The following is a 26023-nucleotide window of genomic DNA, read 5'->3' as shown; positions in this document are numbered from 1 at the left end:
GGTGATAAGAATGAGAATGGTTGATTTAATAGAGAAAAAGCGTGATGGCTTAGAGCTTACTTCAGAGGAAGTAAATTATATTATTAAAGGCTATACAGATGGTTCTATTCCTGATTACCAAATGAGCGCACTGACAATGGCGATTTACTTCAAAGGAATGACTGAAAATGAACGGGCCACCTTAACAATGGCAATGGTTGAGTCGGGTGATCAGATTGATCTTTCGAAAATTGAGGGAATAAAAGTCGATAAACATTCCACAGGTGGAGTTGGAGATACCACTACATTAGTTTTGGGACCGCTAGTTGCAGCAGTAGGGGTTCCTGTCGCCAAAATGTCAGGAAGAGGTCTTGGTCATACAGGTGGTACAATTGATAAACTTGAGGCCGTAGAAGGCTTCCACGTAGAAATTGATAATAGTGAGTTCATCCAACTTGTGAATAAAAATAAAATTGCTGTTATTGGTCAAAGTGGAAATTTAACGCCCGCTGATAAAAAGCTTTATGCCCTTCGTGATGTTACGGCAACGGTTGACAGTATTCCGTTAATTGCCAGCTCCATCATGAGTAAAAAGATTGCGGCAGGAGCAGATGCCATTGTGCTTGATGTGAAAACGGGTGCGGGTGCTTTTATGAAGACACTCGAAGACTCTCGTAGATTGGCGAAAGCGATGGTTCAGATAGGAAATAATGTTGGCCGAAATACGATGGCTGTTATTTCCGATATGAGTCAGCCGCTTGGATTTGCGATTGGAAATGCTCTCGAAGTTCAAGAAGCGATTGATACATTAAGAGGAGAAGGACCAGAAGACTTAACTGAGTTATGTTTAACGCTTGGAAGTCATATGGTATTCCTAGCCAAGAAAGCAGAAACGTTGAAAGAAGCAAGAGGATTGCTTGAAAAAGCCATTGCTGATGGCTCTGCCCTTGAGTCTTTTAAAGTATTTTTAAGCTCACAAGGTGGAGACGCTTCGGTTGTTGATGATAAGGCAAGACTACCGCAGGCAAAATACAAAATCGAGCTAGAAGCAAAAGAAGAAGGATACGTTTCTGAAATCGTAGCCGATGAGATTGGAACAGCTGCCATGCTTTTAGGGGCAGGAAGAGCAACAAAGGAATCTGAAATTGATTTGGCTGTTGGTCTTGTGTTACGCAAGAAAATCGGTGATAAAGTGGAAAAAGGAGAATCGCTTCTGACCATTCATAGTAATTTCGAGGATGTTCAAGAAGTGAAGGAAATCTTGTATAAGAATATTCGACTTTCAAAGGAATTGGTGGAAGCACCTATCCTCATCCATGAAGAGATAACAGAATAAGAAGAAAAGCATAAGCGCCCTGGTCTGCGGCGTATGGCCTGGAGCTGGATAATTGAAAAAAGAAGTGGAGAACTGTCTCCGCTTCTTTTTTTTTGTCTTTTTTTACGTCAGTTAAAGGAAGTTGTACTTTATTCCATTTATTTGTATAAAAATGGTTTTCATGGAAAAAATAGTCCTTATAAAGATAGGAGGTTTATGGCCATGAGACGTAAAGGTATATTTAGTCTGATAATCGTTTCCGTTTTGATTACATCAATGTTCGCACCAACAGCATTTGCAAATGAAAATGGGGTACAGCTTGCTGATGACTCCCTCTCTGCAATTTTAATTGAACGGGACACGGGCAAGGTTCTTTATGAGAAAAACAGCAATGAACAACTACCACCGGCTAGCATGACTAAAATCATGACAATGCTTTTAATCATGGAAGCCTTAGATGAGGGTAGACTCAAGATGGATGAAAAGATTCGCACCAGTGAATATGCTGCATCAATGGGTGGGTCGCAAATTTTCCTTGAACCAGGGGAAGAAATGACAGTCGAAGAAATGCTTAGAGGAATTGCAATCGGATCAGCAAACGACGCTTCTGTTGCAATGGCAGAAAGATTAGCTGGTTCAGAGGAAGAGTTTGTAAAGCTAATGAATGCAAAAGTAAAGGAACTCGGCCTTAAGGATACCGCATTTAGAAATGCAACTGGTCTTCCAACAGAAGATCATTACAGCACAGCAAATGATATGGCGGTCATGGCAAAAGAACTTTTAAAATACGAAACAATCACTAAATTCACAGGTAAATATGAGGATTATCTTCGTGAGGATTCCGACAAGAAATTCTGGTTAGTGAATACAAATCGCCTTGTAAGGTTTTATCCAGGGGTTGACGGCTTGAAGACAGGCTTTACCAATGAGGCGAAATACTGCTTAACCGCTACAGCTGAAAAAGAAGGGATGCGAGTAGTTGCCGTAGTATTCGGTGCCCCTACTTCAAAGTCTAGGAATGCTCAGGTAACAAAGATGCTAGATTATGCTTTTAGTCAATATGAGTCACACCCAATGTATGAGAAAGGGCGTGTGCTTGGAAAGGCGGAAATCAGCAAAGGTAGCGAAAAGAATATAGAAGCTGTTACATCTGAAAGAATTTCCTTACTGACGAAAAAAGGAGAAGATATTAAAAAGATTGAGGAAAAGGTCACTTTAAAAGAAAACCTAAAAGCGCCTATTCAAAAAGGCGATGAAGTTGGAACGTTAAAGCTTGTTCAGGACGGAAAAACTCTCGTGAAAACAAAGCTTGTAGCCAGTGAATCTGTTGAAAAAGCTAGCTGGTGGCAACTATATAAACGTGCATTTGGAATGTTTACGAGAACAGGAGAGTAGGCATCTGTTTACCGTATTTTTGAATAATAATGTCGAAAAGACAAAACTAGCAACTAGTTTTAGCGAATAGTAACTAGTTTTGTCCGTAGAGAAGGAATTCGTTCTACTATGGCGAATTTGACTCCTTATACCAGATAAGGAGGCAATGAATCCGTGAGTCTTAACATTAATATGGAAATCAGAAATGACGTCTTATGCATTCGTCTGAGCGGTGAATTGGACCACCATGCAGCCGATGAATTACGTCAGCGAGCAACAAGTGCTCTTGAGGAACAAAATGTGCGTCATATTGTTCTTAACCTAGAACACTTGACCTTTATGGATAGCTCGGGTCTCGGGGTCATTTTAGGAAGATATAAGCACATAAAGCAGCTACATGGAGAAATGATTGTATGTGCTGTCTCCCCTCCAATCAAAAGGCTATTTGATATGTCAGGCCTATTTAAAATTGTACGGCTTGAGGAGTCAGAAGAATTTGCTTTAGAAAGATTGGGGGTTGCGTGACAGAGATGAAAAATGAAATGAATCTTCAATTTAGCGCTTTAAGCCAAAATGAGTCTTTTGCTCGAGTCACCGTTGCTTCATTCATCGCTCAACTTGATCCTACTATGGATGAACTAACAGAGATAAAAACGGTAGTTTCAGAAGCTGTTACAAACTCTATCATCCATGGATACGAGAATAATTCCGATGGCATGGTCTATATCTCTGTGTTGCTGGAGGAGAGTACGGTGGAATTGGTTATAAGGGATAAGGGTGTAGGTATTCGTGATATTGAGGAAGCACGACAGCCATTATATACATCTAAGCCAGAACTTGAGAGATCAGGCATGGGATTTACCATCATGGAAAATTTCATGGATGAAGTAGAAGTCCGATCAGAGCCTAGCTTCGGTACTGAAATTCGTATGAAAAAACACTTACTAAAAAGTAAAGCACTGTGCAATTAAGGAGTCCTGCTTATGGATGTTGAGGTAAAAAACGATAGCAGTCAAGCCTATTTGAAGGACCATGAAGTCAAGGAACTGATTAAGCGGAGTCATGAGGGAGACCAAGATGCTAGAGATTTAATTGTTCAGAAGAATATGCGTCTTGTCTGGTCAGTGGTGCAACGATTTTTAAATCGGGGCTATGAGCCGGATGACCTGTTTCAAATAGGGAGCATCGGTCTCCTTAAATCCGTTGATAAATTCGACCTTTCTTATGATGTAAAATTTTCTACTTATGCAGTACCAATGATTATTGGAGAAATTCAGCGTTTTATCAGAGATGATGGGACGGTAAAAGTTAGTCGGTCTTTGAAAGAAATGGCTAATAAAATTCGAAAAGCGAAGGATGAGTTATCTAAAAACTTTGGGAGAATTCCTACAGTAAACGAATTGGCAGAATTCTTAGAACTATCTCCTGAAGAAATCATTCTTGCTCAAGAAGCTAGTCGCCTTCCGTCATCTATCCACGAAACGGTTTATGAAAACGACGGGGACCCAATTACTTTACTCGACCAGATTGATAATGGAGAAGAAGGTAGATGGTTTGATAAAATTGCCTTAAAAGAGGCAATTATGGAACTGGATGAAAGAGAGAAACTCATTGTCTATCTTCGCTATTACAAAGATCAGACGCAATCAGAAGTAGCTGCGAGATTAGGGATATCCCAAGTACAGGTCTCACGTTTAGAAAAGAAAATTTTACAACAAATGAAAACTCGTATGGACCAATAATCCATGCGGGTTTTTTTTGTGCATTTTAGTAGGTTTTTCATTGATATTCTGACATTGGTCACTATTTGTATGTATCCATTTTTTGGACTTCATGAAAATTGCGCACCAACCAATACTAGTTATACAAGTAAAACAATGTGTTGGAAGTGAACGGGATGGAAAATACAGTCTACATTCGTATGCGAAACCGTGTTCAGGTGAAACCGAATGAGTCCATCTTCCTAAAAGATATTGCTCAAATCATCTCAAGGGAAGAAATCCATTCTACACTGGAGAAACTTCCAGTTCACAAGGTTTCACCAGAGGACAATAATATCATTATTATTGATGTCATGATGGTCGTTAGGATGATTACAAAACAGTTTCCAACTGTCGATGTACAGGCGATTGGTCCGACTCAAACCATTATCGAAGTGATGTTAAAGAAGAAGCCAGTATCTTATTCACTTTTTTTAGTAGTGTGGTTCCTCCTTTTTATTGGTTCGGCGATTACAATCATGAACTTTCATGAGGATGTAAGTATGCAGGCTGTTCATCAACGCATTTATACAATGATTACTGGAAAACAAGAAAGCAAACCGCTCCTACTTCAAATACCGTATTCATTTGGGTTAGGTCTAGGGATGATTTTATTTTTCAATCACTTTTTTAAGAAAAGAATCAATGAAGAACCTAGCCCACTGGAGGTTGAAATGTTTAAATATCAGCAATCTCTTGATCAATATGTCATTTTAAATGAAAACAAGGAAAGTCTGAAGCGTCTAGATGACGATTAGTATTCTCCTTGTTTTTCTAGTTGGGCTCGCAGGCGGGCTTGCAGTGGGAGCGGGCTTTGTTGCTTTTCTTGCCGTCCTTGGAGTTATACCGAGGTTGACACAGCTTACAAAAACCATGAAGATGATTCACTTTTATGAATGGGCAGTTGTCTTAGGAGCAGTAGGGGGAACGGCGGGCAGTCTTTGGGATCCTATTTTTCATATTACAGTATTTATCACAGTTCCGATTGGCCTTGCCGCTGGAACATTTGTTGGGATGCTTGCGGCGGGGTTAACAGAAGCACTAAATGTTTTTCCGATTCTCGCAAAGCGTGTTCGAATCGAGGATAGAATCGTAATTCTTATCATGGCCATTGTGATTGGTAAGATAGTTGGCTCCCTTTTTCAGTGGATTTATTTTGTCGACCAATAGAGAAACAAACGATGGCAAGTGCTCAAAAAAGGTGAGATGTCCTTGAAAGGAGTGGAGTGTAGTGAATAAAACGAACAATAAGTTGCCAATTCCCAAAGAGTTATCAGAAGTCGAATCCTATATGAAAAATCGAGTTGGGTTAGGTGATAGTTTTGACTTAGGCGTAAGAAAATTAACTATCCTCAAAAAAGGTGTCCATTTCTATTATGTTAATGGATTATGTGATACTCAACCCATTGTACAAATTGTAAAAGAACTGGTCGGTATAAATAACCGGGAAAAGATTTCCCTACAATTACAAAGCATTGTAGAAAATCGGATTGTACATCAATCTGTCGAGCAAGTAAAGACGATGGATGAAGTAGTAGACCAAGTATTATCGGGCTTAGTTGTCGTCCTAGTTGAAGGTGAAGGAATAGGTCTGGTTGTGGATGTTAGAAGCTATCCAGGACGTCAGCCGCAAGAGCCCGATACAGAAAAAGTTGTCCGCGGTTCGAGAGATGGTTTTGTTGAAAATATTATTGTGAACACTGCCCTAACAAGAAGAAGGATAAGGGATGAACGTCTTCGTTTTGAAATGATGAAAGTCGGAGAGCGATCGAAGACAGATGTAGCACTTGGATATATTGAAGATGTTGCAAACCCTGATTTAGTAAATGTCATTAAAAAAGAATTAAACGCAATGGAAATAGATGGTATTCCGATGGCAGATAAAACAGTGGAAGAATTCCTAGTTAAACAGGGATACAATCCTTTCCCGTTAGTAAGGTATACAGAAAGAGCGGATGTTGCTGCAACTCACCTTTTAGAGGGGCATGTTTTGATATATGTTGATACATCCCCGAGTGTCATCATTACACCAACTACTTACTTTCACCATTTACAGCATGCCGAGGAATACAGGCAATCTCCAGGTGTTGGAACCTTAGTTAGGTGGATTCGTTTTTTAGGTGTAGCTGCTTCGTTACTTTTATTGCCATTTTGGTATTTATTTGTGCAAAATCCTGATCTTTTGCCAGAAGCTTTGTCTTTTATAGGTCCGAATGAAAAATCAAATATTCCTATTCTGTTACAGATTTTTTTTGCGGATATTGGAATTGAATTTTTAAGGCTAGCTGCGATACATACCCCAACGCCCCTTTCTACGGCAATGGGATTAATTGCTGCAGTTTTAATTGGACAAATAGCGATTGATGTTGGGTTATTTGTACCAGAAGTTATTCTTTATGTGTCATTGGCAGCGATTGGGACTTATGCTACACCAAGTTATGAATTAAGTATGGCGAATAAAATTGGAAGATTGTTTTTACTTATTGTGACGGCAATTTTCCGTGTTCCAGGGTTCGTTGCAGGAATAACGGTTTGGTTATTATTACTAGCAAGTATCAGATCTTTAAACACTCCATACTTATGGCCGTTTTTGCCGTTTGCACCGAAAGCATTTATGCAAATCCTTATCCGACGAGCTGTTCCAGGTGCCAAAATCCGCCCGAGCATCGTTCATGCGCAAAATCGGTCTAGACAGCCGGCAAAAAACTAATATAGCTTCAATTGCGTGTTCCCTAAAACTATGGTAAAGTAATTTTAATTTTTACGAAGTAGCCATAACAAGAATCATGAATAGGAGAATAACATCACTATTCATGATTCTTAATTTAGGGAGAAGGAAATGAGGGAGATACATGCAATTGCACGGGACAGCAAAGGTAAACGACCGTGGACATCTCGAAATAGGCGGCATGGACACGGTAGCTCTTGTAGAACAATACGGAACTCCATTGTATGTTTATGATGTTGCGTTAATTCGGGAACGCGCTCAGAGCTTTAAAAAAACGTTTGAAGCATTAGGGGTAAAAGCTCAGGTGGCTTATGCCAGTAAGGCTTTTTCTACTGTGGCTATGGTTCAACTTGCAGACGAAGAGGGGCTGTCACTTGATGTGGTCTCAGGTGGGGAACTTTATACAGCGATAGCTGCAGGTTTTCCAGCAGATAAAATACATTTTCATGGAAATAACAAGAGTCTTGAAGAGTTAGATATGGCGATTGAAAAAGAGATTGGCTGTTTTGTCGTCGATAATTTTTATGAGCTGGAACTATTAGATGAACTCTGCAGGTCTAGAGAAAAGGTAGTGAACATTCTCCTTCGTGTCACCCCAGGAATTGAAGCCCATACTCATGACTATATTTTAACAGGACAAGATGACTCAAAATTCGGATTTGGTTTGCTAAATGGCCAGGCGGATGAAGCAATTAGTATTGGGTTGAACTCGAAGAATTTGAACCTTCTTGGCGTCCATTGTCATATCGGTTCACAAATATTTGAAACGACCGGTTTTCTTGTTGCTGCTAAAAAGATATTCGAAAAACTAAAGCAATGGAAAGATGAAAAATCCTTTGAAGCCAAAGTGTTAAATCTTGGTGGTGGTTTTGGGATTCGCTATACGAAAGAAGACGACCCAATCCCAGCCTCCCAGTATGTTGAGGAAATTATTGATGAGGTAAGAAAGCATGCAGACCGCTATCAAATGAGTATGCCAGAAATTTGGATTGAGCCTGGACGTTCAATGGTTGGAGACGCTGGCACCACCTTGTATCGTGTCGGATCAAGAAAAGAAGTCCCAAGTGTGAGGCAGTATTTAGCTGTCGATGGTGGGATGAGTGATAATCTACGACCTGCACTATATCAGGCGAAGTATGAAGCAATCCTTGCTAATAAGGCACTCGTAGAACCAGAAGAAACGGTATCTATAGCAGGGAAATGCTGTGAATCTGGGGATATGCTGATTTGGGATTTGCCATTACCTAAATCAGAAAGCGCTGATATTCTAGCCGTTTTTTGTACAGGTGCATATGGGTATTCCATGGCAAATAATTATAACCGAATCCCAAGACCACCCGTTGTTTTTGTTGAAAATGGGAAAGCAAGACTTGTAGTAAAGCGTGAATCATACGAAGATATGGTTCGACTTGATTTACCGCTAAAAGAGATTATTAATAAGCTGCCGTAATGGTGGCTTTATTTTTTTCTGCCCCGTTGGGTAGAGGAAATTAACAGCTACGTATACCTATATTTTTTGAATTTCTGCTCTAGTGTTATTATTTATTATAATTGGCTTTTCAATCATGTTGCGGTAGAATATCTGTGGGAGGTCTGACAGATGAAAAGGAATAATTGGCTGTTATTTGTACTCCTGCTGATTTTCACAGTAGTTTGGGGAGTTTTTTACTGGTTTGTTATCGTACCTAATCAATAAATTATATGGTTAACCTGGATGAGGGAATTTATCCCATTTAGTGAACCTGCTATCAAGTTCATGCATAAGCTACATAAGGTTTAAAATCATCCGGTTGTGGGAAAACTGAATTTGTTATAATTAAAAATTTTTGGCTTATTAAAGTTTATTTTATGTATAGTTCAATAATGAGGGATTAATATGTTGATTCGTTATAAAAAGGCATTTGAGAAAATAGCAATGGGTCTTCTTTCATTCATGCCTAGTGAGAAGGAACTAAAGAAACTCCAGCAAACGGTAAAGCAATATGAATCAGATGATCGCTGGCAGTTATTTTTATGGAAAGAAGAAGATATAACTGGTCTGCTTGGTATCCAGTTTGTGAGCGATGACTCACTGCAAATTCAGCATATTTCCGTAAATCCTTCTCATCGACATCAAGGGATAGGAAAAAGAATGGTCTGTGCATTGCAGGAACTATATGCTGATAAAATGGTTGTCCCAAATGCAGAAACAGCAGGATTTATTGAAAAGTGCGGGGCGCTACGAAGTAAAGAAAACGAACTGGGCAGTGATTAATTGAATCACTGCCTTTTCTTATACTTTCGTTCTTCAATTGCCTTTTTTCTCTCTATGATAACGTCGGTCCTGTCTCTCATAGAGTGTTTATTAACCAGACTTTTATCGAGTGTATCGCTAACCTCTCCCCAAACTAGATTTTGTTTTTCACATTCTTTCAAGCATTGCGCTAACAGGTCCTGATTATCGATTGGCAAGTGAATGCTCCTGTAGGGCTGATGGGAAATAACTCTAGCTTTTCTTTCTTCAATCAGCTTCATTAATTCAGGATAATCAATTCCCAGCTCTGTGCATTTTTGTGGATGATTGTTCAAAATTGCCGCTGATTTATTATGTGTTCTTAACGCTCCAGAAAAATTTGCGCGTCTGTAATGATAGGATGAAACGGCTAACTGAATAAAACCAACCCAAATGGATTCCTTATTTCCTGGGTCCACTTCCTTCCAATACTCTTCTAGGACTTCATGACATTCAAAATAATCCCGGTCACCATGAAAATGGACAAGATATTGAATAAAAGCCTTTGGAATCATCTCCATCCCCCTTTTCGAAAATTACCTATAGGATAACATAATTACGTAAAAGGAACAGAAGTCATGCACAATATTTTATGGCTATGACCTTGCCAATCCTCTATACTAAGTAAGAAATACATAATGAAAAAAACAAACTACTACAGATTTGGTGAGGAAACAATGGAACATAATGAATACAATGTCAAAATAGAAGCGTTTGAGGGACCACTTGATTTGCTTCTTCATTTGATAAATAGACTTGAAATTGATATTTATGATATTCCCGTTGCAGAGATTACTGAACAGTATCTATTTTATATCCATGCAATGAAAGAGCTTAAGTTAGATATTGCTAGTGAATACCTCGTAATGGCGGCAACCTTACTAGCTATTAAAAGTAAAATGCTTCTCCCAAAGCACGAGGATGAATCGGAAGAAGTTTTTGGTTTTGAGGATGAAGAAGATCCACGGGATGAGCTGGTCGGAAGATTAATCGAGTATAAAAAGTTTAAGGAAGCGGCTATAGAATTTAAGTCCCTTGAAAAGGATCGTGGTTTAATGTATTCAAAACCACCTAGTGATTTATCTGAGTATACAAAAGAAACACTAGTTGAGAAAACGGATATGAATGTGAGCATCTATGATATGCTTGCTGCCTTTCAAAAGCTAATGAGGAGAAAGAAACTTCAAAAACCTTTGGCGACAAGGGTTACTAGGCAGGAAATTCCAATTGAGAAAAGGATGGTTGAAATCATTGAACAACTTGGGACAGGCGAACGGAAGAGGTTTCAAGACCTTTTCCCTGTGCATGATCGCAGTCATATTGTGGTAACTTTTCTTGCAGTTTTGGAGCTAATGAAACGCCAGGAGATTATTGTTGAACAAGAGCAGAATTTTGCAGAGATTTTCGTTACATCACAGAAGGGAGCAGGTAAGGTTGGAAATCATTAATTGGAAAGGCATACTTGAAAGTGTCTTATTTGCTGCCGGAGACGAGGGGTTATCCTTAAAGCAAATCGCCACTGTTCTAGAGGTTGATGAAATAAAGGCAAAAGAAATTATTAGTGAAATGCAGCTTGACTATGAAAAAGATAAAAACCGAGGAATTCTCCTTGTACAAATAGCAGGAGTTTTTCAGCTTGTAACAAAGAAAGAACACGCTGATTATTTAAAACGTCTTGTAGAATCACCGGGAACAACTCATCTCTCACAGGCGGCTCTCGAAACGCTCGCAATTATTGCTTATAAACAGCCAATAACTAGAATAGAAATTGAAGAAATTCGCGGTGTAAAAACGGAACGTCCAATACAAACCTTAGCCTCAAGGGCCTTAATAAAGGAAGTGGGACGTGCAGAAGGAGCTGGCCGTGCTTATTTGTATGGGACAACAAAAGAGTTTTTGGATTACTTTGGATTAAAAAATATTGCTGAGTTGCCACCACTTCCAGAAAAGATAGATGATGAGGAAGTTCAAGATGAGGCTGATTTATTTTTTGAGAAATTTAATGAACTATAGGATTTTAGTAGTATATTTTAATTAAGACAAAGTTCAGAGAATATGATAAAATTAGAATATTATTACCAAAAGCTTGATGTGCTTTAGTAAGGCGTTTCGCATATTTATCATAATAGAGGTACCTTGTGGGCCTCCAGACTAACAGGGAGGATAAGTATGTTTATTAAACACTGTAGTGGGTATGAACTAGAAAAAGAAAAATCGAATACATCTGAAGACTTTTTCAATCGTAGTGAGGTCACCTATATTACAGAAGGTGAAGAAAAAACACTTTACGTATTATATTTGCGTTATTTTGATGAAATGATTAGTACTTTCACACCCTTTCAGCAAGATCCTATTTATAAAGCAGGAACCCGTGACATTTATTTTAAAGATATCGTTGCCCTTGCCTGTTTGTTGAAAAATCCAGAATTGCGTAATCGCAAACGAGTATATCTAAATTCGGAAAAAGAGTTTGCTTCCGTTCTTCAAGGACTTGATTTCAATAAAATAGGGGAAATTTTCACCTATATTGAACAACAAAAGGAGTACGAAATCCGGTCTTCAATGGAATTTATGATTCAACCAGCATAAGGGTTTGTCGTTTTTAAATTTTGGGGGTGTGTTTTTATGGGAAATAAGCTACTTGAAAATCAAATACAGGATGTTAAGGAATTTCTTGGACAAACTGTGACAGGTTTAGAAGGGTTTCTAAATTCCACGACCATAAAAGGGTTAGAAGAGGAAGAGGCAGGAACGGCTGAATATTATAAGAGAGTCCTTTCAACCATCCGCAAGCTAACGGTGTTCTGTGAGGAAGGATTAGAGGCTTGCCAGGTCATTGACAAGGCAAAACCTTTTTCGAAGGCAGCAGCTGAAAGGACCCTTTATAGCATATACAATCATTGTATAGAAGAGTTCTTTTCGCCGAAAAGTGATGTCTGGTATGAAGATAGCAGGTCAGCCTATACAGGGAAAAACTCGATAAAATTTAGAGAAAATGTCCCAATGAGTATTAAGGAATTAATCCGTTCAGTTGAAGGGGATTTTCAGCGAATCAGAGAAGAGCTTGAGTATTATGAGACGGATTATCGAACAAAGATGCTACATTCTAAATAGGAAAGAACGGCTACCCGCCGTTCTTTTTTTGTTTTTCTAATCATTCTTTTTTAATCTATTTTGGAGTCATAACCACCCTTGTCCTGCATAAACTTGTACAAACTGCCAAAGAGAGACGAGGTCTGTTCAATGAAGAGGAAATGGATAATTGTATTTTTACTAAGTATTTTACTATTAAATCATTTTCCTGTATCTGCAGATGCTGTAGGTTCAGTTAGCGCGAGAAACGCTATTCTAATGGAACAGCAAAGCGGACGCGTGCTTTATGAGAAAAGTGCCCATAAACCTGAACGTATTGCAAGCATAACCAAAATAATGACCGCAATATTGGCTATTGAATCTGGGAAGATGAAGGAACAAGTTAAGATAAGTGAACGGGCAGTAGGTACGGAGGGTTCTTCCTTGTATCTTCAATTAGGGGAAAAAGTTCTGCTGGAAGATCTAGTTTATGGATTGATGCTTCGATCTGGAAATGATGCGGCTGTTGCAATTGCGGAACATGTAGGAGGGAGCCTTGATGGATTTGTATTTTTAATGAATCAAAAGGCAGAGGAGATTGGGATGGAAAACAGTCACTTTGCCAATCCACATGGGTTAGATGATCACGAAGACCATTATTCCACTGCGTATGATATGGCGTTGTTAACTAGATATGCCATGAATAATGATACGTACAGGACAATTGCTGGTACGAAGGTTCACCGTGCCCCAAATCCAAATGAATCCTGGGATAGGGTTTGGAAGAATAAGAATAGACTTTTAACCGGACTATATAAACACTCCACAGGTGGGAAAACAGGCTATACCAAAAGGGCGAAAAGAACTCTTGTTTCTACAGCTGCAAAGGACGACTTTGAATTAATAGCTGTCACATTGAATGGTCCTGACGATTGGAATGACCATATCTATATGTTCGAAGGTGGGTTTGATCAATATGATATCGCGGAAATTGTGTCTGAGGGGAACATTAAGGAAATAAAAGATTCCTTCTATAAAGGGAAGGTTTATCTTGATCATGCTTTTGTGTATCCCTTGACCTCTGATGAAGAGGAGGAGGTCAAGGTAGAGTATAAGTTGCTCAAGCCCCAGGAGGGAGATGAAAGAGAAATTCCAGATGTAGTCGGCAAAGCAGAGATTTATCTAGGGGACGAAAAGATTAAAGAATTACCAGTCTACTATAAGCATCAGCCTGAGGAAGAGAAAAAGTCGTTCTTTGAATTCTTCAGAAATATGTTTACTACAGTTATAGGTTTGAAGGACAATGGTTAATTATATTTGGGTAGGAATGACGATAATTGGCTTGGTATTTGCGGCTGTGAATGGAACAATGTCGGAGGTCAATGAGGCAGTCTTTAAAGGGGCTCAGGAAGCCGTTACATTATGTATTGGTTTAATTAGCATTTTAGTTTTTTGGCTTGGTATGATGCGGATAGCTGAAAATGCGGGCCTTTTAGAGAAACTAGCAAATTTATTTAGACCTCTCATCACGAGATTATTTCCGGAAATTCCACCTGGACACCCAGCAATGGGGTATATCCTTTCAAATATGATGGCGAATGTATTTGGTCTTGGAAATGCAGCAACCCCTTTGGGAATTAAGGCAATGGAAGAATTGAAAAAAATAAATGGCGGCAAGGATTCTGCTAGTCGGTCGATGATTACTTTCTTGGCGATAAATACTTCGAGCATTACGCTTATTCCGACAACAGTCATTGCTATTAGGATTACGTATGATTCAGCATCTCCGACCGAAATCGTTGGTCCAACCTTAATCGCAACATGCATTTCTACTATTGCTGCTATTTCAATAGATAGGTATTTTTATTATCGAAGAAGTAGAAAAGGATGACAGCCCTATGCAAATTATCTCGGTAATCTCCCTTTGGTTTATTCCAGTTTTAATTGGATTTATCCTCCTTTACGGGACGATAAAAAAGGTTCCAACTTATGAAACATTTGTTGAGGGTGGGAAAGAAGGTATTAAAATGGCTGTTTCCATTATCCCCTTTTTAGTAGGGATGATGGTGGCTATTTCCATTTTTCGTGCCTCTGGAGCGCTTGATGCTATGATTGACATAATGCGTCCGGGGTTAGAGAAGGTCGGTATTCCAGCAGACATTATCCCACTTGCTATTATCAGGCCTATTTCGGGAACTGCTGCTTTAGGAATGACAAGTGATATAATTGCAACCTATGGTCCTGACTCTTTTATCGGAAGACTTGCGTCTACTCTTCAAGGGAGTACAGACACTACTTTTTATGTACTAACGGTTTATTTTGGGGCGGTTGGCATCAAGAAGATGGGCGATGCGCTAAAAGTGGGATTGCTCGCTGATTTAGCTGGTTTCGCAGCGGCAATTGTTGTTGTAACATTAATATTTGGAATGTAAAAAAACACCAAAGATATCCTTTTTCAAGGGTATCTTCTTTTTGTTTCACTTTGTTAGGGTTCGTTACTTTGAAAACAGGGGAATTTGTGTCATAATTCTTAAGGATAGCTATGGTAGGAAAATAATCAAAAAATGTCGATATGATATAGGAGTGATCAGCATGGAAAGGCTGCAGAAGGTAATCGCACATGCAGGAATTGCTTCAAGAAGAAAAGCGGAAGAATTGATTCTTGAGGGAAAAGTTTCGGTGAATGGAAGTGTAGTAAAAGAGTTAGGTGTTAAGGTAGGTTCATCTGACAAAATTTCTGTCAATGGTGTTCCGTTGGAACGAGAGGAACCTGTTTATTTCTTGCTTTATAAACCGAGAGGAGTCATTTCTAGCGTAAGTGATGACAAGGGTAGAAAAGTAGTTACCGATTATTTTGCACATATCGAACAGAGAATTTATCCAGTGGGAAGATTAGACTATGATACTTCAGGAGTACTTCTTTTGACCAATGATGGTGAGTTCGCCAATTTATTGATGCATCCTAGTAGTGAAGTTGAAAAGGTCTATGTAGCGAAAATAAAAGGCATTCCTTCAAAGGAAAAATTGCGAAGCCTAGAAAAAGGAATTCGTCTGGAGGATGGAAAAACAGCCCCAGCAAAAGTAAAACTAATTTCATTTGATAAGAAGGCTGAGACATCAATTGTTGAGTTGACAATTCATGAAGGTAGAAACCGCCAAGTAAGAAGAATGTTTGAGGCGATTGGTCACCCTGTCATGAAACTAAAACGAGAACGCTACGGGACATTGACGCTACATGGATTAAATGCAGGAGAAGCAAAGGAGTTGACTCCGCATGAGGTCAAACAATTAAGGGTATTAGCAATGAAAAAAAAGAATAAATAATTTCGTCCCATTTTTATAGCAAATGATATAATGTTTTGAGATTGGGGAGGAGAGAGAATGAAAAAGAGAAGACTAGTCATTCGTACGGTTATACTAGTGATTCTTGCCGCAGCGGTTGGTTACACACTCTACGCAAACTTTACTAAGGACGCCGTTCAAAAGGTTGCGATCGGGAAAACGGCACCTGACTTTGCATTGGTGGATATGAATGGGGAAAAACATAGACTATCTGATTATCGTGGGGAAGGTGTCTTCCTTAACTTTTGGGCAACATGGTGTAAGCCGTGTGAGCGGGAAATGCCTTATATAGAGAAGTCCTACAATGAGTTTAAGGATAAGGGAGTAAAGGTACTTACCGTAGATGTTGGGGAGTCAGACTTGGCAGTTAATAATTTTATCCAACGGCATAACCTTACCTTTCCAGTGATGATTGATAAAGGACAAGTCCAAGAAGCCTATGGTATTAATCCACTTCCGATAACTTTCTTAATTAATAAGGACGGGGAAGTAGTGCGTTCACATACAGGTGAACTAACTCAAGCTAAAGTCAATGAATTTATGGAGGAAATCCAACCATAAACACGGAAAGCGGAAGCGCCCGTTCAGCGACGTATGGACTGGAGCCCTTCGACTGAGATAAAGGAAACACGAAGAGCGCTAGTGATTCGATGTTGACGCAATCGTTGCGGAGAAGAGCGAAGTCCACTAGTCGCTGGGCGCTGTAGCTGGACAAACACGAAAAGCGGAAGCGCCTTGCTCAGGGGCGACAGGCATAAGACGAGCCGGCTAGAAGGTTGATCTTTAACCTTCTGGACGGATTGGCTTATGACCCGAGCCCCTAGGCGCTGTAGCTGGACAAACACGAAAAGCGGAAGCGCTGAATATAGACAAAACCTAAGATTATATTTTTTATCTAACCAGTGAAAACGGGGAGTTTTGGGAGATGAATGTAAAATGCGAATGCGGTCACGTGAATCCACATGGGACTGTCCTTTGTGAATCATGTGGGAAGGTACTAGAAGAAAAAGAAAAAGATAAGAAGCTTCTGGATATGAGATATGAAGGGAGTGCACGAAGGTCACAAACGTATAATAAAACAATTATCGATAAAATATGGAACTTTTTCTCTTCCGTTAAAGTCGGTGTTTGGTTAATTGTTATTACTTTGTTGGCCTCGATATTTGGGACCATCCTACCTCAGGTAATGTATATTCCGCAAAATATACCAGCGATCCAACATTACGAAAATGAATATGGATGGTTTGGGAGACTTTACTATGAGCTTGGCTTTCACGATTTATACAGTTCATGGTGGTATTTATTGCTGATTGCACTAATTGGAGTTTCACTTGTTATCTGTAGCCTAGATCGTGTAATTCCATTGTATCGAGCACTGAATAATCAGCGGGTTGCTAGGCATGAGGGTTTTCTGAAACGTCAGCGACTATATGGCATTTCTGAAGCTCCGCAAAATCAAGAAATGGTTGCTACTCTTATTGAAAACATGAAATCAAAACGGTATAAAATCCGTGAGGAAAATGGTAACATCCTTGCTGAAAAGAACAGGTTTGCCAGATGGGGTCCCTATATAAATCATATTGGTCTTATTATTTTCCTCCTAGGTGGAATGCTTCGTTTCGTGCCTGGAATGTATGTCGATGAGACCTTGTGGTTAAGAGAAGGGGAAACCAAAACAATCCCAGCTACCGACGGACAATATTATCTAGAAAACAATCAATTTATTGTTGAGTTGTATGATAAGGAAAAGGATGGAGAGGTGTTTGGACAAGCTCTGGACCGGGCAGGTGGGGTGGTAAAGACGTATCAGGCCAATGTTACTCTATATGAGAAGCAGGGGGAGTCTGTACCTGGAGAACAACCAGAGCTTGAGAAAGTTAGAGACGCAGAGATACGGGTAAATGAACCTCTAAAAATAGATGGACTAGCGCTGTATCAAGTGGATTATAAATTGAACGAACTTCATAAAATGACTTTTACTCTGCAAAGCAAAGAGACGGAAGAGGAGTTTGGGGAAATTCAAATTGATTTAAATAATCCAGAAAAGCAGTATGACCTTGGAGACGGATATTCTGTAGAAGTTAAAAGCTATTTCCCGGATTTTGAATTTAATGAAGATGGCGAGCCATCAACCAAATCAAGAGTGCCCAATAATCCAGCTTTTGTCTTTGAAATGACCGCACCAGATAAGCCTGAAGGGGAGGTAAGTTTTGTTGCGATTCAAGAGACAATAGAACCACTAGGGGACAATAAGTATAAAATGGCCTTTAAAGCAGTCGAAACGAAGAATGTCTCTGGGTTAACAGTTAGAAAAGATTCAACCCTATGGTTTCTTGGTCTAGGTGGGATAATCTTTATGATTGGTGTCGCTCAAGGTTCTTATTGGAACCATCGTCGTATATGGATTAGACGGATGGGAGACAAAGTTTGGGTTGCAGGACATACCAATAAAAACTGGCATGGTCTAAAAAGGGAAATTGAAGTTATATTCGAGGGCACAGGTCTAAATGTGCCAATGGACCAACAGCAGGATGAAGATGGAAGGTTAAGTTAAGGGGGAGAAACATGGTTGAATTAAGCGGAAATTTACTTTATATCGCTTTTGTTTGTTACTTGGTTGCAACAGCTTTTTTTGGAGGATCGATTAAAGCAAAAAAAGAGGGCCAAAAAATTGAAGGTAATAATAAATGGGCAAAACTGGCAATCCTTATCACGATAATCGGTTTTGTTGCTCAATTAGGCTATTTTATTACAAGATGGATTGCAGCTGGACATGCACCAGTAAGTAACCTTTTCGAGTTTACAACGTTTTTCGGGATGTGCTTAGTAGGAGCATTTATCTTTATCTATTATATATACAAAACACCTTGGCTCGGGGTATTCACTCTTCCAGTAGCCATTCTTATTATTGCCTACGCAAGTATGTTTCCGCGTGAAATTTCGCCGCTTATCCCAGCACTACAAAGTGATTGGCTTCATATTCACGTTACAACAGCTGCGCTGGGCCAAGCTATCCTAGCTATTTCCTTTGCGGCAGGTATTATTTACTTAGTGAAAGCAGTCGAGCAGACTGTAAGCAGCAAGCGAACTTTTTGGCTCGAAACGATTATGTATTCACTAGTAAGTGTTGTAGCTTTTATTTTGATTACAACCGGATTTTCAATGGTTAATTATGAAGCAACATTTAACTATATTGATAAAAATGGTGCTGCAGGAGTATATGAATATAAAATTCCTGCGTTAATTGGACCGAATGAGGGTGAGTTGATAACAGAGGGCAGGTTTGAGCCACTCATCGAAACACCTGCAATCATCGATTCTGTAAAATTAAATACGGTCATCTGGTCATTAGTAGGCGGACTGGTTCTTTATTGGCTTTTAAGGTTAGTTTTACGCAAGCGTATAGCGGCATCTTTACAACCGCTTGTAAAAAACATCAACTTAGATTTAGTGGATGAAATTAGCTACCGTTCGGTTTTGATAGGTTTCCCTGTGTTTACACTCGGTGCCCTTATCTTTGCCATGATATGGGCACAGATCGCCTGGACAAGGTTCTGGGGTTGGGATCCAAAAGAGGTTTGGGCTTTAATCACTTGGCTATTTTATGCGGCTTTCTTACATCTCCGCTTGTCTAAAGGTTGGCATGGAGAAAAATCAGCATGGCTTGCCATCATCGGTTTCTTTATCATTATGTTTAACCTAATCGTCGTTAACCTAGTGATAGCCGGATTGCACTCCTATGCAGGCTCTTAATGCCGAGACCTTCTGGAGCCTTCACTATAAATTTTAGTGAAGGCTTTTTTATAAAGACTGCGTTAAAGTATATTGTTGATTTTTCACTCGTGGATTGGAGCGGAAACCACCATTTAAGTTTAAACAGTTTCTTTTTAATAAATATAAAATGGACTAAGGAACTACATACAATACAGAAAATATGTCTATTTTAAGGCAAAGGAACAGGTTAACATTATGAATAAGATAAAAAACGATAGCAACATGGTAAATCATTAAGTAAAATTATTCACAGGAGGGATTAATCAAATGGAGAAGGATATTAAAGTTTTAGTAGTAGACGATGAGGAAAGAATTAGAAGGTTACTAAAGATGTACTTAGAGCGTGAAAACTTCATCATTGACGAAGCAGAAGACGGTAATGAGGCACTGAACAAAGCTCTCACGAATGATTATGATGTCATCCTGCTTGATTTGATGATGCCCGGTAAAGATGGGATAGAAGTATGTCGTGATTTAAGGGAGAAAAAGTCAACTCCTGTAATTATGCTCACTGCTAAGGGCGAAGAAGTGAATCGAGTTCAAGGCTTTGAGGTAGGAACAGATGATTATATCGTAAAACCGTTTAGCCCAAGAGAAGTTGTATTAAGGGTAAAAGCGATGCTTCGCCGTTCGTCAAGTACAAGTTATTTGCAAACAGAGACAACTACAAAGGATGTTATTGTTTTCCCTCATTTAACGATTGATAATGATGCTCATCGGGTAACTGCTGATGGCAAAGAGGTTAGCTTAACACCTAAGGAATATGAATTATTGTATTTTCTTGCAAAAGCACCAGATAAAGTTTTTGATCGTGAACAGTTATTAAAAGAAGTCTGGCATTATGAATTCTTTGGTGATTTGAGAACAGTCGATACCCATGTTAAGCGACTTCGCGAAAAACTAAATAAGGTATCCGAGCAAGCTGCAAAAATGATTGTAACAGTTTGGGGTGTCGGATATAAATTCGAGGTTGTCAATGAATGATGTTCTGGCGAAGTGTTGTAGGTAAGTTATGGTTTACCATTCTTTTGCTAGTATCCTTTGTACTGTTCATCTTAACCGTTTTACTGCTCGAGTTTTTTGAAAACTATAACATCAATGAATCAAGGCAAGATTTAACGTATACAGCTGAAAAGATTTCAACAAATCTTCAGCAGCATGGTGGAGATGAACTTGGGATAGGGCTTGAGATAACCTGGGGTCTCTTAGATGAAGTAACGAATGCAGCTGTGATTAAGGATGAGACCACCTACTATTATTCTCCAGAGGCAGATGAAACACGGCGGATCCCAATCTCCTATTTTTTAGAGGATGAGGAAATGCTGTCTGTGTTTGTAGAAGATAAAAGAATCGACAAAATTATTACCTTCCCCTCAGACAATCAAACAGAAACTCAATTTTTAATTATTGGTGTGCCGCTTCACGACTTTGAGGGCGGTGATGGGGCAGTATTCGTATACCAATCACTTGAGGTAATGGAAAAAACAATGCAACAGACCACGCAGATTATTCTTATTTCTGCTGGTGTGGGACTGGTCCTAACGACCATTTTTGCTTTCTTTCTATCAACAAGAATTAACGCACCCCTTCGTAAAATGCGCGAGGCCGCGTTTGAGGTTGCTCGAGGAAAGTTTGATACAAAGGTACCAATTCTCACCAATGATGAAATAGGTGAGTTGGCAACAGCCTTTAATCAAATGGGGCGACAATTAAAATTTAATATGAATGCTCTGAGTCAAGAAAAAGAGCAGCTCTCAAGCATTCTAAGTAGTATGGCAGATGGTGTGATAACCTTCAATCGGGATGGGACAATTCTGATAACGAATCCACCAGCAGAACAATTCTTACGATATTGGTATTACGAACAGGGTGCCTCAGAAAATACAGACGCTGTACCTTCTAAAGTGATGGAGCTTTTCCAACTTGCCGTTAATACAGTACATGAGCAGGTAGGAGAGATTACCCTTCAAGGGCGTTCATTTGTAATTATTATTAGTCCTTTGTTCAATAAGAAAACAATTCGTGGAGCAGTGGCCGTTGTTCGTGATATGACGGAAGAGCGGAAAGTCGATAAGTTGCGTGATGACTTCATTGCAAATGTTTCACATGAACTGCGGACACCTATATCGATGTTGCAAGGCTATAGTGAAGCGATTGTGGACGGTATAGCGGAAACACATGAAGAAAAACAGGAAATGGCTCAAATCATCTATGACGAGTCCCTGAGAATGGGGCGACTTGTAAATGAACTATTGGATTTGGCTCGTATGCAAGCAGGTCATATTCAACTAGAGTTGCAGGATGTGGAACTGAAATCATATATTAACAGGATTACCCGTAAGTTTCAAACCTTGGCAAAGGATAAGGATGTTCAGCTTAATACCGTAATAGAAACAGAAACAGCAGAATTTCCTTTTGATCCTGATCGAATTGAACAAGTGCTTACAAATCTTCTTGATAATGCAATTAGACATATCCAAATGTCTGGGGTAATTACAGTGACAGTAAAATCAATGGGACCAGAGCTTTTATTTGAAGTAAGTGATAATGGACCAGGTATTCATGAAGAGGACCTCCCATTTTTATTTGAACGTTTTTACAAAGGAGATAAGTCTAGGACGAGAGGCCGTTCTGGTACGGGACTTGGTCTGGCTATCGCACGCAATATCATTGAAGCACATAAAGGCAATATTTCTGCGCGAAGCAAATTGGGACAAGGAACGACATTTTCCTTTTTTATTCCACGAAATAATGAACTGCTGTAAAAATCTTGCCGACTTATCTTGATTCACAAGGAACAAAAATTTATCAAATTATCCCCCTCTACTATTAGCAGGGGGTTTTTGTATTGCTTAAAAATTAGGCAGTGTTATTGGTCATTGTCGATTTTATATTGTTGATTGGAGCGGAAGGCACGAAGGCTCCTGCGGGAGTGCAAGGCCAGGGAAGACCCCGCAGGAGCAAAGCGACGAGGAGGCTTCCGGACTGCCCGCGAACCGCTCGTGCCTGGAGTGGAAATCAACAGCCACGTTTCCCATATCTAAGATTTTTAAGAACGGAAAAAATTCATCCTTCCAATTTCCAGTTTAAAAGAATATAGTTAAACTGAAACTTTTTATACATAAATAACGACTAATTTAGTGATACGGAGGGGAGAAGAGATGGACTCCGTTTTTGATGTTTTATATCAAAAATACCACCAAGACCTGTACCGGTTTTTATTTTATATGGTAAAAAACAAAGAATTAGCTGAGGACTTAGTACAAGAAGTATATATCAGAGTTCTCAAAGCTTACGATCGTTTTGAAGGGAATAGCAGTGAAAAAACTTGGTTATTTTCGATTGCAAAAAATGTGGCAATTGATCATTTTCGTAAGCAAAAAGGCTGGAAAAGATGGCTGATTGATAAAATGGACTTTTCAGCTACACAGATAAGCGACGATGTCCCTTTGCCAGAGGAGATTGCTCAACAACGGGAAGAGATAAAGTTGATTTATCAGTGTTTAGATGAATGTACGATGGACCAAAAAATGGTAATCATTCTTAGGTATATTCATGAATTATCGATAAGTGAGACAGCAGAGTCGCTAACTTGGACAGAAAGTAAAGTGAAAACAACTCAACATAGAGCAATTAAAACACTGCGTAAGAAAATGGAAGACCTGGATAAGGAGGTGATGCCTAGTGGGAAAATCGAGATTAAGTGATAAAGACCTTGAAGACCTACTAAGAGAGTTACCAAAGGTTAGTGATGATCGTCATCCACGTGAAATTTACCGTAAAATATCACAAAAAAAAGAGAAAAGAAGCTTGCCTACATGGCTTATACCTGGGTTTGCAACAGGGATTGTTCTTATTCTGATTTTTATTCTTACCCCACAGTTGACAGGGTTGCAAGATACAGCTAGCGATAGGAGTCGAAATGATTCATCGGCTGGCATCGAAAATGAAGCCATGATAGAAGAGGCCACCGAGATTGAAAACAAGGCTGCCGATAGTGAGTATGCTACAGAAGAGATAGAGATTTCCGAGGATAAAGAATCACAAGTTAATGTGCCTAACACAATGCTGATGGAAGAGCCAAGTGCTGTATACCCCGGTGACTTAAATGGTTATCAGTCATTCACCATTTCTATACCTGACCCAAATGCTTTATTAACTGTGCCTGTAACTGTGCTTTTAGAGCGGATCGACAATAAAACATGGTTTGAACTGTTTGAAGAGGTGATGCCAAAGTTAACAGAAGAAAAATGGGGGCTGGCGGAATACTTTCCACTGGATGCAAATCTAAGCTATGACCAAACGAGTGAAACGGTCATTGTCGATGTCCCGGCTAATCACCAATATGGATTAGGTTCAGCTGCTGAAACGACCTTCACTAAAACCTTAAAGGAATCATTCCCGACTGGGAAGGTTAAAACCATTAGGTTTACTACTGAAGGAGAAAAAGGTATTGTTTTAGGTAATTATGGTGAAATATATGAGCTTAAAACAGAAGAATCCAAGAACCGTGCTTACTATTTTTCTTATTTAGCTAGTGACCCTCGTCCATATATGATTCCATCAGAGCAGGAATTTGATACTATTTTGGAAGCTTATTCGGCAATGGAGGTCGGAGAGGCTGAACTTGGTCTGCAAGCCTCAATTCCAACAGATACCGAGTTAGAAATTTCTACCGCAGAGGACGATACTCAAACTCTTAGAGTTAAAGTAGCGGGCGAAACGGCACATAATAATCAATTTTTATATCATTTTGAGGCTATCATGCTAACGGCTAAAAGCTTTGGATACGAGAAAATAAGAGTTGAAGGACAAGGGATAGAGCAAATTGGACCGTTCCACCTAGCTGAGGATATTCCATTACCAGTTGGGCCAAACAAAAAACTTATCGAACTAAACTAAGTCTGAATAGAATTCAGGCTCTTTTTTTATCTAAATTTGCATAAAGTTGCAGTTGATTACCAAATAATAACTCCATGTTTGTTATGCATACCTCGTGTATGGATAAAAGGTTCTATTTTGGGACAGGCTTTCATACGGTATGAGGTAGTAGTGTACAAAATCAGGGAGGATCATAATGAGAGACTATATTAGGCGTCTTCTAATAGCGGGATTGATTGCACTCTGTATTAGTTTACTCTTTCTAGGGGGAAAGAGTCCTAAAGCAGAAGGTGTGACCGTTCAAACTGAGCATTGGATTTGGCCAGCGGATGGAGAGATTACAGACACTTTTGGGACAAGAAATGGAATGCACATGGGTATTGACATAGCGGCGGATTTAAATACCCCTATATATGCTGTAGATGGCGGAGTGGTTAGTAAATCTTACTACTCTGATACATACGGTCATGTCGTTTTCATAAAGCACCAGAATGACTATGAGACGGTATACGCACACTTACATAAAAGAAATGTGGAAGAAGGGGACAGCGTCCGGCAAGGTACACAAATTGGTGAAATGGGAAATACAGGTGATTCCTCAGGAGTGCATTTGCATTTTGAAGTTCATCAAGATGAATGGACATACAGTAAAGAAAATGTAATCGATCCTGATCGTGCATTAGGATTGACCGAAATAGGACAGGCAGTAGTTGCACAAAGTAGGGCAAATCCGGGTGGGTCAATTGAAACTTCTAGTCAAGCCCAGTCAGAAGAAAACACACAGAAATTACACTCACCACAGAATATAAGGGGCTCTCAAGAAGGGGCGGACTCGTTACAATTTACCACCCATCAAGTCCAGCCTCGTGAGACATTATGGTCTATTGCCCAAAAATATCATTCAACAGTTGAAACCCTTGCAACCCTTAATAAAATTGAAGGGAATAATATAAAAGTTGGACAAAAACTCTTTATTGAAAAAAATTACTCTAAGTTCGAGGAGAAACATTATATAGTATCTAAAGGCGATACCTTAAGTTCAATCTCTAGGAAAACAGGTACAAGTGTAAAGGAAATTATCAAGAAAAATAAACTTGATTCTAATGTCATAAAACCTAAACAAGTGTTAGTAATTGATTAGGAAACCAATTTACAAATAGGAACGAGTGCGAAACGAGGCTCGTTCTTTTTGTACTTTCAGACCATCAACAATGTTGTAGTATTGTTGATTTGTCATAAATAAGACACATACATAAAGCTTTCCAAATTTTTGGTCTTAAAGTATAATAGATTTGTATAAAAAAATATGATCTATCTTCGGGGCGTGGTGAAATTCCCGACCGGCGGTGATGAGTGAAAACTCTAAGCCCGCGAGCCGAAAGGCAGGATTTGGTGCGATTCCAAAGCCGACAGTAAAGTCTGGATGGGAGAAGGTGGAGGTTCTGCAGGCATTCAAAAAATGCTATATTTTTTGAATGTTTATTAGGTGTACCTTCCTTTGGATAATCTCCCTCAAGCCTTTGGTT

At 39.3% G+C, this 26023-nt stretch carries 27 protein-coding genes and 1 riboswitch; of the genes, 26 read left to right on the top strand and 1 reads right to left on the bottom strand.

Features of this window, described 5'->3' with window-relative positions:
• Positions 1–10: 10 nt before the first annotated feature.
• The 10 genes from LG336_RS19630 to LG336_RS19585 all read left to right on the top strand — a co-directional run bounded on the left by LG336_RS19630 (position 11) and on the right by LG336_RS19585 (position 9410).
• Positions 11–1315, top strand: a complete 1305-nt coding sequence (locus LG336_RS19630; protein ID WP_404329172.1) for a pyrimidine-nucleoside phosphorylase — start codon at positions 11–13, stop codon at positions 1313–1315.
• A gap of 201 nt (positions 1316–1516) precedes the next feature.
• Positions 1517–2689 carry a D-alanyl-D-alanine carboxypeptidase family protein gene (locus LG336_RS19625; RefSeq protein WP_404329171.1) on the top strand — a complete coding sequence of 391 codons (1173 nt, stop codon included), beginning with the start codon at positions 1517–1519 and terminating at the stop codon, positions 2687–2689.
• A gap of 153 nt (positions 2690–2842) precedes the next feature.
• Positions 2843–3193, top strand: a complete 351-nt coding sequence (gene spoIIAA / locus LG336_RS19620) for an anti-sigma F factor antagonist (protein WP_404329170.1) — start codon at positions 2843–2845, stop codon at positions 3191–3193.
• A gap of 5 nt (positions 3194–3198) precedes the next feature.
• Positions 3199–3639, top strand: a complete 441-nt coding sequence (gene spoIIAB, locus LG336_RS19615; protein ID WP_404333230.1) for an anti-sigma F factor — start codon at positions 3199–3201, stop codon at positions 3637–3639.
• A 12-nt stretch (positions 3640–3651) separates the two neighbouring features.
• On the top strand, positions 3652–4410 hold the full coding sequence (gene sigF, locus LG336_RS19610; RefSeq protein ID WP_221872399.1) for an RNA polymerase sporulation sigma factor SigF: 759 nt from the start codon (positions 3652–3654) through the stop codon (positions 4408–4410).
• A gap of 155 nt (positions 4411–4565) precedes the next feature.
• Positions 4566–5186 carry a stage V sporulation protein AA gene (locus tag LG336_RS19605; RefSeq protein WP_404329169.1) on the top strand — a complete coding sequence of 207 codons (621 nt, stop codon included), beginning with the start codon at positions 4566–4568 and terminating at the stop codon, positions 5184–5186.
• Positions 5176–5598, top strand: coding sequence for a stage V sporulation protein AB (locus LG336_RS19600; RefSeq protein ID WP_404329168.1), 423 nt, complete (start codon positions 5176–5178; stop codon positions 5596–5598). The genes LG336_RS19605 and LG336_RS19600 overlap by 11 nt, the downstream gene beginning before the upstream one ends.
• Positions 5599–5719: 121 nt before the next feature.
• Complete coding sequence (locus LG336_RS19595) at positions 5720–7138, top strand: spore germination protein (RefSeq protein ID WP_404333229.1); 1419 nt, start codon at positions 5720–5722, stop codon at positions 7136–7138.
• A 142-nt stretch (positions 7139–7280) separates the two neighbouring features.
• Positions 7281–8606, top strand: coding sequence for a diaminopimelate decarboxylase (lysA, locus tag LG336_RS19590; RefSeq protein WP_404329167.1), 1326 nt, complete (start codon positions 7281–7283; stop codon positions 8604–8606).
• A 426-nt stretch (positions 8607–9032) separates the two neighbouring features.
• Positions 9033–9410 carry a GNAT family N-acetyltransferase gene (locus LG336_RS19585; RefSeq protein WP_404329166.1) on the top strand — a complete coding sequence of 126 codons (378 nt, stop codon included), beginning with the start codon at positions 9033–9035 and terminating at the stop codon, positions 9408–9410.
• A 5-nt stretch (positions 9411–9415) separates the two neighbouring features.
• On the opposite strand, the gene LG336_RS19580 is transcribed toward LG336_RS19585, so the two are convergent.
• Complete coding sequence (locus LG336_RS19580) at positions 9416–9943, bottom strand: DUF309 domain-containing protein (RefSeq protein WP_404329165.1); 528 nt, start codon at positions 9941–9943, stop codon at positions 9416–9418.
• Positions 9944–10105: 162 nt separating this feature from the next.
• Between LG336_RS19580 and LG336_RS19575 the strand changes: the two genes are divergently transcribed.
• The 16 genes from LG336_RS19575 (at position 10106) to LG336_RS19500 (ending at position 25638) form a co-directional block, all read left to right on the top strand.
• Complete coding sequence (locus LG336_RS19575; protein ID WP_404329164.1) at positions 10106–10876, top strand: segregation/condensation protein A; 771 nt, start codon at positions 10106–10108, stop codon at positions 10874–10876.
• Positions 10863–11441: an SMC-Scp complex subunit ScpB gene (gene scpB / locus LG336_RS19570; protein WP_404329163.1), complete on the top strand. Its 579-nt coding sequence runs from the start codon at positions 10863–10865 to the stop codon at positions 11439–11441. The genes LG336_RS19575 and scpB overlap by 14 nt, the downstream gene beginning before the upstream one ends.
• A 156-nt stretch (positions 11442–11597) precedes the next feature.
• Complete coding sequence (locus tag LG336_RS19565) at positions 11598–12017, top strand: hypothetical protein (protein ID WP_404329162.1); 420 nt, start codon at positions 11598–11600, stop codon at positions 12015–12017.
• Between the two features lie 36 nt (positions 12018–12053).
• On the top strand, positions 12054–12542 hold the full coding sequence (locus tag LG336_RS19560) for a YpuI family protein (protein WP_404329161.1): 489 nt from the start codon (positions 12054–12056) through the stop codon (positions 12540–12542).
• A 129-nt stretch (positions 12543–12671) separates the two neighbouring features.
• Complete coding sequence (locus LG336_RS19555) at positions 12672–13811, top strand: D-alanyl-D-alanine carboxypeptidase family protein (RefSeq protein ID WP_404329160.1); 1140 nt, start codon at positions 12672–12674, stop codon at positions 13809–13811.
• Positions 13804–14391, top strand: a complete 588-nt coding sequence (locus tag LG336_RS19550; protein WP_404329159.1) for a nucleoside recognition domain-containing protein — start codon at positions 13804–13806, stop codon at positions 14389–14391. The genes LG336_RS19555 and LG336_RS19550 overlap by 8 nt, the downstream gene beginning before the upstream one ends.
• A 7-nt stretch (positions 14392–14398) precedes the next feature.
• Positions 14399–14932, top strand: a complete 534-nt coding sequence (locus tag LG336_RS19545) for a spore maturation protein (protein WP_404329158.1) — start codon at positions 14399–14401, stop codon at positions 14930–14932.
• A 160-nt stretch (positions 14933–15092) separates the two neighbouring features.
• On the top strand, positions 15093–15824 hold the full coding sequence (gene rluB, locus LG336_RS19540; protein WP_404329157.1) for a 23S rRNA pseudouridine(2605) synthase RluB: 732 nt from the start codon (positions 15093–15095) through the stop codon (positions 15822–15824).
• 57 nt (positions 15825–15881) lie between these two features.
• Positions 15882–16403 (top strand): thiol-disulfide oxidoreductase ResA, encoded by a 522-nt coding sequence (gene resA, locus LG336_RS19535; RefSeq protein WP_404329156.1) that lies wholly within the window; start codon positions 15882–15884, stop codon positions 16401–16403.
• 364 nt (positions 16404–16767) lie between these two features.
• Entirely contained in the window at positions 16768–18396 is a 1629-nt protein-coding gene (locus LG336_RS19530; protein WP_404329155.1) for a cytochrome c biogenesis protein ResB, read from the top strand.
• Positions 18397–18407: 11 nt separating this feature from the next.
• Positions 18408–19595, top strand: coding sequence for a c-type cytochrome biogenesis protein CcsB (gene ccsB, locus LG336_RS19525; protein WP_404329154.1), 1188 nt, complete (start codon positions 18408–18410; stop codon positions 19593–19595).
• Positions 19596–19883: 288 nt separating this feature from the next.
• Entirely contained in the window at positions 19884–20600 is a 717-nt protein-coding gene (locus tag LG336_RS19520) for a response regulator transcription factor (RefSeq protein ID WP_404329153.1), read from the top strand.
• The gene (locus tag LG336_RS19515) at positions 20597–22381 is read left to right on the top strand and encodes an ATP-binding protein (RefSeq protein WP_404329152.1); all 1785 of its coding nucleotides are present in this window, start codon (positions 20597–20599) and stop codon (positions 22379–22381) included. The genes LG336_RS19520 and LG336_RS19515 overlap by 4 nt, the downstream gene beginning before the upstream one ends.
• A gap of 396 nt (positions 22382–22777) precedes the next feature.
• Entirely contained in the window at positions 22778–23323 is a 546-nt protein-coding gene (gene sigX / locus LG336_RS19510) for an RNA polymerase sigma factor SigX (RefSeq protein WP_404329151.1), read from the top strand.
• Positions 23301–24518, top strand: a complete 1218-nt coding sequence (locus LG336_RS19505) for a negative regulator of sigma-X activity (protein ID WP_404329150.1) — start codon at positions 23301–23303, stop codon at positions 24516–24518. The genes sigX and LG336_RS19505 overlap by 23 nt, the downstream gene beginning before the upstream one ends.
• A gap of 175 nt (positions 24519–24693) precedes the next feature.
• Positions 24694–25638: a peptidoglycan DD-metalloendopeptidase family protein gene (locus tag LG336_RS19500; protein WP_404329149.1), complete on the top strand. Its 945-nt coding sequence runs from the start codon at positions 24694–24696 to the stop codon at positions 25636–25638.
• Between the two features lie 168 nt (positions 25639–25806).
• A riboswitch (FMN riboswitch) is annotated at positions 25807–25936 on the top strand.
• Positions 25937–26023: the final 87 nt, after the last annotated feature.

This window comes from Mesobacillus maritimus (assembly GCF_044803185.1).
In the GTDB taxonomy this organism is placed as follows: domain Bacteria; phylum Bacillota; class Bacilli; order Bacillales; family Cytobacillaceae; genus Mesobacillus_B; species Mesobacillus_B maritimus_B.
This window is presented reverse-complemented; position numbering and strand designations above follow the sequence as displayed.